The sequence below is a fragment of the Euryhalocaulis caribicus genome, assembly GCF_000412185.1.
GTDB lineage: Bacteria > Pseudomonadota > Alphaproteobacteria > Caulobacterales > Maricaulaceae > Euryhalocaulis > Euryhalocaulis caribicus.
The window spans coordinates 64,868-72,059 of sequence record NZ_ASJA01000018.1 but is presented as its reverse complement, the minus strand read 5'-3'; the positions used below and the strand labels follow the sequence as shown (position 1 = coordinate 72,059).

At 63.8% G+C, this 7,192-nt stretch carries 7 protein-coding genes; 2 read left to right on the top strand and 5 right to left on the bottom strand.

The window, feature by feature from the left end:
* Positions 1–36: 36 nt before the first annotated feature.
* Genes L338_RS13745 through gatC form a run of 5 tightly spaced genes read right to left on the bottom strand, consistent with a single transcriptional unit; the run spans position 37 to position 4,106 of the window.
* On the bottom strand, positions 37–612 hold the full coding sequence (locus tag L338_RS13745) for a UbiX family flavin prenyltransferase (RefSeq protein ID WP_022698971.1): 576 nt from the start codon (positions 610–612) through the stop codon (positions 37–39).
* A 1-nt stretch (position 613) separates the two neighbouring features.
* The gene (gene gatB / locus L338_RS13740; protein ID WP_022698970.1) at positions 614–2,110 is read right to left on the bottom strand and encodes an Asp-tRNA(Asn)/Glu-tRNA(Gln) amidotransferase subunit GatB; all 1,497 of its coding nucleotides are present in this window, start codon (positions 2,108–2,110) and stop codon (positions 614–616) included.
* The gene (locus L338_RS13735; RefSeq protein WP_022698969.1) at positions 2,111–2,341 is read right to left on the bottom strand and encodes a hypothetical protein; all 231 of its coding nucleotides are present in this window, start codon (positions 2,339–2,341) and stop codon (positions 2,111–2,113) included.
* Positions 2,341–3,822: an Asp-tRNA(Asn)/Glu-tRNA(Gln) amidotransferase subunit GatA gene (gatA, locus tag L338_RS13730; protein WP_022698968.1), complete on the bottom strand. Its 1,482-nt coding sequence runs from the start codon at positions 3,820–3,822 to the stop codon at positions 2,341–2,343. The genes L338_RS13735 and gatA overlap by 1 nt, the downstream gene beginning before the upstream one ends.
* Positions 3,819–4,106: an Asp-tRNA(Asn)/Glu-tRNA(Gln) amidotransferase subunit GatC gene (gene gatC, locus L338_RS13725; RefSeq protein ID WP_022698967.1), complete on the bottom strand. Its 288-nt coding sequence runs from the start codon at positions 4,104–4,106 to the stop codon at positions 3,819–3,821. The genes gatA and gatC overlap by 4 nt, the downstream gene beginning before the upstream one ends.
* A gap of 216 nt (positions 4,107–4,322) precedes the next feature.
* Here gatC and L338_RS18025 point away from each other — a divergent pair, with 216 nt between their 5' ends.
* Positions 4,323–5,129 carry a M16 family metallopeptidase gene (locus L338_RS18025; RefSeq protein ID WP_241762266.1) on the top strand — a complete coding sequence of 269 codons (807 nt, stop codon included), beginning with the start codon at positions 4,323–4,325 and terminating at the stop codon, positions 5,127–5,129.
* A complete protein-coding gene (locus L338_RS13720) occupies positions 5,020–7,191 on the top strand; it encodes a M16 family metallopeptidase (RefSeq protein ID WP_241762265.1) in 2,172 nt (723 codons plus the stop codon). Before L338_RS18025 ends, L338_RS13720 begins: the two co-directional genes overlap by 110 nt.
* Position 7,192 lies beyond the last annotated feature (1 nt).

The window sequence follows — 7,192 nt, the reverse complement described above, 5'->3', positions numbered from 1 at the left end:
CGGACGGAATATCGGCGGCCTGAAAGACGAGATCCCTCACTGGCCGCGCACCCCGGACCAGCGATTGACCATGTCCGCGTCGATATCGAACAGGTCGAGGACGCGGCCGACCGTGTGGTCCACCATGGTCTCGATGCTGTCGGGTCTGGCGTAGAGGGCCGGCACCGGCGGATAAACGATGGCGCCCATCTCGGTCACCGCCTCCATGTTGCGGATATGGGCCAGATGCAGGGGCGTTTCGCGGAACAGCATCACCAGACGGCGGCGCTCCTTCAGGATTACATCGGCGGCGCGGGCGACGAGATTATCGCAGAGACCGTTGGCCAGCGCGCCCAGCGTCTTCGCCGAGCACGGGGCGATGATCATGCCGTCCGTGACGAAAGAACCCGAGGCGATGGCCGCGCCGATATCGTTATTGTCATAGGCGACATCGGCCTTCGCCTTCAGGTCTTTCAGCTCGAGGCCGAGTTCCGAATAAGCGGTCAACGCGCCGGCCTTGGAAACGACCAGATGCGTCTCCACGCCGTCCACGCCCTGAAGCGCCTCGAGCGCGCGCACGCCAAAGGCCGCGCCGGAGGCGCCGGTGATGGCGACGACGAGGCGCCGCGTCACCCTAAAGCCCCAGCTTCTTGCGGAGAATTTCGTTCACCGCCTGCGGGTTGGCCTTGCCGCCGGAAGCCTTCATCACCTGACCGACAAACCAGCCCATGGCCTTGGGCTTTTCCTTCACCTGTTCGGCCTGTTCCGGGTTCTCGGCGATGATCTTGTCGACGATGGCTTCCAGCTCACCGGTGTCGGAGACCTGTTTCAGGCCCTCGCGCTCGACGATCTCGGCCGGGTCGCCCCCCTTCTCCCAGAGAATCTCGAAGACGTCCTTGGCCGCCTTGCTGGAGATCGTGCCATCGGTGATCAGCTTGATCACGCCGCCGATCTGGGCCGCCGAGACCGGGGAGTCGGCGATATCCACGTCTTCCTTGTTCAGGCGGCCATAAAGTTCGTTATTCACCCAGTTGGCGGCCAGTTTCGGGTCCGCGCCAGTTTCCACCACGGCCTCATAATAACGGCCGCGGTCGGTGTCGGAGGTCAGGACGGCGGCGTCATAGGCGGACAGGCCATAATCCTTCTCGAACCGCTCGCGCTTCTCGTTGGGAAGCTCGGGCAGCGACTCCTGGATTTCCTTGATCCAGGCCGGGTCGAGAACCAGAGGCAGCAGGTCCGGGTCCGGGAAATAGCGGTAGTCGTGCGCCTCTTCCTTGGAGCGCATGGAGCGGGTCTCGCCCTTCACCGTGTCGAACAGGCGGGTCTCCTGATCCACCTTGCCGCCATCCTCGATAATCTCGATCTGACGGCGGGCCTCATACTCGATGGCCTGCTGGATGAAGCGCATGGAGTTGAGGTTCTTCAGCTCGCACCGCGTACCGAGATGGGAGAAATCGTCCGTCTCGCGGAATTTTTCATACTGACCCGGCTTGCAGACGGAGACGTTCACGTCTGCCCGCATCTGGCCCTTCTCCATGTCGCCGCCGCACGTGCCGAGACTGCGCAGAATCTCCCGCAGCGTGCGCACGAAAGCCGCCGCCGCGGCCGGGGAGCGCATGTGCGGCTTGGAGACAATCTCCATCAGCGCCACGCCCGCGCGGTTCAGGTCCACATAGGTCGAGGCCGGGTCCAGATCGTGAATGGACTTGCCGGCGTCCTGCTCCAGATGCAGGCGCTCGATCCCGACCTTGATCCACTCGCCTTCCTCGACCTCGACGTCGATCTCGCCCTCGCCGACAATGGGGTGGGCGAACTGGCTGATCTGATAGCCGAGCGGCAGGTCGGGGTAGAAATAGTTCTTGCGGTCGAAGCGCGACCATTCATTGATCTGCGCCTTCAGGCCCAGGCCGGTGCGGATCGCTTGCTCCACGCATTTGCGATTGATGACGGGCAGCGTGCCCGGCAGGCCGGCGTCCAGCAGCGCGACCTGGCTGTTGGGCTGCGCGCCGAAATCGGTCGAGGCGCCGGAGAACAGCTTGGCGGTGGACAGGACCTGCGCGTGGACCTCAAGGCCCAGCACGACTTCCCAGTCGCCCGTGGCGCCGGGGATGAGATAACGGGGCTCGCTCATCTAGCGCGCCTCCTCGTCTTTGGCCTGCAGCGCGGCAATCATGCGCCGCGCCGAGGATACGGTGAAACCAAACAGCAGGCCGAACAGGCCCATGACGCTGATCACAATGCCCAGCGCCATCGGCGCATCGACCTTCTCGGTGACGATCAGCACGCCGGCGATCAGCAGGATCGCGCCGGTGATGATCGAAGACCCGGAAATCTTCGGAGCGTTTTCGAGCGCCGAACCCATCAGGCGGACTCCCACCAGCGTTTCGGCTTGGCCGAGAAGTTGGCGGCTTTTTCCAGCGCGCCGGCGGCGGCGAACATCGTCTCCTCGCCCAGCGCCGGAGCGATCAGCTGCAGACCCAGCGGCAAGCCCTGATTGTCCAGCCCGGCCGGGACCGAGATGGCCGGAACGCCGGCCAGGTTCGCTGTCACCGTGAAGATGTCGTTCAGATACATCTGGATCGGGTCGGCGTCGCGCTCGCCAAACCCGAAGGCGGCCGAGGGCGTGGCCGGGGTCAGCAGCACATCAACATTCTCGAACGTGTCGCGGAAGTCCTGCAGGATGCGCTGACGCACCTTCTGGGCCTTCAGATAATAGGCGTCGTAATAGCCGGCCGAGAGCACATAGGTGCCGATCAGAACGCGGCGCTGGACCTCCGCCCCGAAGCCTTCGCCGCGGGTCGCTTCATAGGTCGGCACCAGACCGTCCTTCTCCACCCGCGCGCCATAGCGCATGCCGTCATAGCGGGCGAGGTTGGAGGATGCCTCCGCCGGGGCGACGATATAATAGGCCGGAAGCGCATACTTTGTGTGCGGCAGGGAGACGTCGACGCATTCCGCGCCCGCTTCCTTCAGCCACTCCACGCCCTGATTCCAGAGGTCGCGGATTTCGTCCGGCATGCCGTCGACCTGGTATTCCGCCGGCACGCCGACTTTCAGGCCTTTGACGGAACGGCCCACGGCCGCCGCGTAATCCGGGATTTCCACGTCCAGAGAGGTGGAATCGTTCTTGTCGTGCCCGGCCATGCTGCGAAGCAGGATCGCGGAATCCTCCACCGTCTTGGCCAGCGGACCCGGATGATCCAGCGAGGAGGCGAACGCCACCACGCCGAAGCGCGAGCACAGGCCATAGGTCGGCTTCACGCCGACAATGCCGGTAAAGGCCGCGGGCTGGCGGATGGAGCCGCCGGTATCGGTGCCGGGCGCCCCAAGACAGAGATCGGCGGAAACCGCCGCCGCCGAACCGCCGGAGGAGCCGCCGGGGACCAGCTTGTCGTTCTTGCCGTCGCGCCGCCAGGGGCTGACGACCGGGCCGTAACGGGAATGTTCGTTGGACGAGCCCATGGCGAATTCGTCCATGTTCACCTTGCCGATCATAACCCCGCCCTCTTTCCAGAGATTGGCGGTGATCGTGGACTCATAGGGCGGATCGAATTCGCCAAGGATATTGCTGGCCGCCGCGGTGCGCGCGCCGACCGTGCAGAACAGATCCTTCACGGCGATAGGCGCGCCCTCGATCAGGCCCGCCTCGCCCTTCTTGCGGCGCTCGTCGCTGGCGTCAGCCATGCTGAGTGCGCGCTCCGACGTGTCGGTGATAAACGCGTTCAGGGGCGCGGCGGCGCCAATGGCGTCCAGATGCGTCTGGGTCAGCTCCCGCGCGGTGAACTCGCCCTTTTCGAGACCTTCCAGCGCCTCGGTCAGCGTGAATTCGATCAGCTTGCTCATTCCACAGCCTTCGGCACGACGAAGAAGCCCTCTTCGGACTTCGGCGCATTCTTCAGGACGGCGTCGCGGTCGCCCGCCGCCGTGACCTTGTCTTCCCGCATCGGCAGCGAGGATTCGACAGCCGTGGTCATCGCCTCGACGCCCTCGACATCGACTTCGTCGAGCTGCTCGATCCAGTCCAGAATTCCGTTCAACTCGCTGGCCAGCGTGTCGAGGCGATCCTCGGACACGCGCAGGCGCGCGAGATGGGCGATGTGGCGAACTTCGTCTTTGGTGACCGACATGTCCCGCTTTTCGTGATTTGCATGAGGTAAGGAGCCTGTTCGCTATCAGAGGGCCGCCCATGCGGCAAGAAGCCTGCGCCAGTCAGGCCTGTGCGCCTTCGCGCCGGCCAAGCTTAAACCTTTGTAAGATTTGCAACCGCCCCTTGCGGGGCGGGCCTGACCCGCGCTCAAATGCCGCCCGACTATCGTGTCCGATCAGCTGGGGGTCCCTTGATCATGTTCAAATCTATCTGTCTTTCCGGAATCGCGGGAAGCGTTCTGTTGCTGGCCGCGGCCTGCGACGACCAGAATCTCGCCGCCAATACATCCAACGACAACGCCGCGCAGGCCGAAAACAACGCCGCGGCGCCTGACAAGGCCGAAAAGCGCGCCAGGCGCGGCGACAAGTCGGCGGAAGCCAATGTAGAAATTCCGGACGTGGATATCCCGTTCGAGAAATTCACCCTGGATAACGGCCTGACCGTGGTGGTCCACGAAGACCACAAGGCGCCGGTCGTGGCGGTCAGCGTCTGGTATCATGTCGGTTCCGGCGACGAGCCGGACGGGAAGACCGGCTTCGCGCACCTGTTCGAACACATCATGTTCAACGGGTCGGAAAACTATAATCAGGACTATTTCGGCCCGTTCGAGGATGTCGGCGCGACCGGCATGAACGGCACGACCTGGTTCGACCGCACGAACTATTTCCAGACCGTTCCGACCACCGCCGTCGACATGGCGCTGTGGATGGAGTCCGACCGGATGATCAATCTGCTTCCGGCGCTGGACCAGGCGAAGCTGGACGAACAACGCGACGTGGTGAAGAACGAAAAGCGCCAGGGCGACAACCAGCCCTACGGCCTTGTCGAGTATGAACAGCTGGAGGCGTTGTTCCCCGCCGGCCACCCCCTATCGTCACTCCACGATCGGTTCGATGCAGGACCTGACCGACGCCTCGCTGGAAGACGCGCAGGAATGGTTCAAGAAATACTATGGCGCGACCAACACCGTGGTCGTCGTGGCTGGCGACATCACCGTCGATGAAGTCCGCGAGAAGATGCAGACCTATTTCGGCGCCGCGCTGGCCGGGGACCCGATCCCGAAAGGCCAGCAGAACGTGCCGATCCGCGAGCGCGATACGTTCCAGACCATGCAGGACCGCGTGCCGCAGGCCCGTATCTACCGCACCTGGGTCACGCCGGGCCGCACCACCGAAACCGCGGCGGACCTGGACCTGGCCGCAATGGTTCTGGGCAACGGCAAGAATTCCCGGCTCTACAAGGAGCTGGTCTATGACAAGCAGGTCGCCAATAATGCCGTGGCCTATCTGCAGGAGCAGGAACAGGCCAGCTTCTTCGAAATTCAGGTGACGCTGAAAGAGGGGCAGGATCCCGAAGAAGTCGACGCGATGATCGACGACATCGTGTCCGACTTCCTGGCGAACGGCCCCACCGCGGACGAGCTGAAACGCGCCAAGACCAAATATAACGCCAGCACCGTGCGCGGTCTGGAAGAGATTGGCGGCTTCGGCGGCAAGGCCGTTACGCTGGCTCAGAGCGAAGTCTATGCCGGCGATCCGGGATTCTGGAAAACCCGCCTGGAGTGGCAGAACGAAGCCTCGCCCGCTGACGTGAAATCCGCCGCGAATGAGTGGATCTCCAACGGCTTCCACCAGATCACCGTGACCCCGTTTGGGGATTATCAGGTGGCCGAGGACGGAGCCGACCGTTCCGCCCTGCCGCAGGTGAACACCACGCCGGATCTTGAATGGCCGGACGTGCAGCAGGCCGAGCTTTCCAACGGCATCAACGTGATCTTCGCCCGCCGCGACGCGGTTCCGCAGGTTGATATCGCGGTGCGTTTCGACGCCGGCTATGCCTCCGACACCGTAATGGGCGCGGACAAGACCGGGCTTTCCAGCTTCACGATGAGCATGCTGGACGAAGGCGCGGGCGAGATGGGTGCGCTGGATATCGCCGCCTCTCTGGAAGATCTGGGGGCGGAGTTCTCCTCAGGCTCCAATCTCGACTCCTCCACCGTCACCTTCTCCGCCCTGACGGACAATCTGGAAGAGACGGTCTCGCTGGCCGGGACCATCATCAAGACCCCGACCTTCCCGGAGAATGAACTCGAGCGGGTGCGCGGCATCACGCTGGCCGGTATTGAGCAGGAGAAAGCCCAGCCGGTCGGCATGGCGCTGCGCCTGCTGCCGCCGGAAATTTATGGCGACGGGCATCCTTACGGCGTTCCGTTCACCGGTTCCGGCACGACCGAGGCGGTTTCCGGTTTCACCAAGGAAGATCTGGCCGCCTACAAGGACGCCTGGCTGCGTCCGGACAACGCCACGATCTTCGTTGTGGGCGACACGACAATGGAAGAAATTCAGCCGGTCCTGGAAGCCGAGTTCGGCAGCTGGGCCGCGCCGGAAACGGCCAAGCCTGAAAAGGACGTCCCGACCGTCTCCAATCCTGAGTCGAGCCGCGTGATCATCGTGGATCGTCCGGGTTCGCCGCAGACCATGATCCTCGCCGGCGAGCTGGCCCCTCCGGGCACCGCCGAGAACAACGAGGCGATCAGCGCGATGAACGACGCCCTGGGCGGTCAGTTCAGCGCGCGGGTCAACATGAACCTGCGTGAGGACAAGGGCTGGGCCTATGGCGCCTATACCTTCATTTCCGGCGCCACGAACCAGCGGCCTTTCATGGTCTACGCCCCGGTTCAGACAGACCGCACCGCCGACTCCATCACCGAGCTGCGGAACGAGCTGACGGGCGTCACCACCGACCGTCCGGTCACCTCCGAGGAACTGGCCCGCGTGGTCAAGAACAACACGCGCGCCCTGCCCGGCCAGTATGAAACCGGCGGCGCGGTGCTCGGCAGCCTGATGTCCAGCCATACGCTGAACCGTCCGCTGGACTATCCGGTGACGATCAAGCCGACCTATGAGGCGCTGACGCTCGAAGATGTGGGCGCCGCGGCCGAGGAAGTGGTCAAGCCGGACCAGCTTGTCTGGATGATCATTGGCGACCGCGAACAGATCGAGGAACCGATCCGCGCGCTGAATATCGGCGAGGTGGAAGTGCGTTCACTGGACGACGCCGAGTAAT

Excerpts from the sequence above, each read along its gene's own strand:
- gatB (WP_022698970.1), bottom strand. The coding sequence starts at position 2,110 with ATGAGCGAGCCCCGTTATCTCATCCCCGGCGCCACGGGCGACTGGGAA.
- L338_RS13735 (WP_022698969.1), bottom strand. The coding sequence starts at position 2,341 with ATGGGTTCGGCGCTCGAAAACGCTCCGAAGATTTCCGGGTCTTCGATC.
- gatA (WP_022698968.1), bottom strand. The coding sequence starts at position 3,822 with ATGAGCAAGCTGATCGAATTCACGCTGACCGAGGCGCTGGAAGGTCTC.
- gatC (WP_022698967.1), bottom strand. The coding sequence starts at position 4,106 with ATGTCGGTCACCAAAGACGAAGTTCGCCACATCGCCCATCTCGCGCGC.
- L338_RS18025 (WP_241762266.1), top strand. The coding sequence starts at position 4,323 with ATGTTCAAATCTATCTGTCTTTCCGGAATCGCGGGAAGCGTTCTGTTG.
- L338_RS13720 (WP_241762265.1), top strand. The coding sequence starts at position 5,020 with ATGCAGGACCTGACCGACGCCTCGCTGGAAGACGCGCAGGAATGGTTC.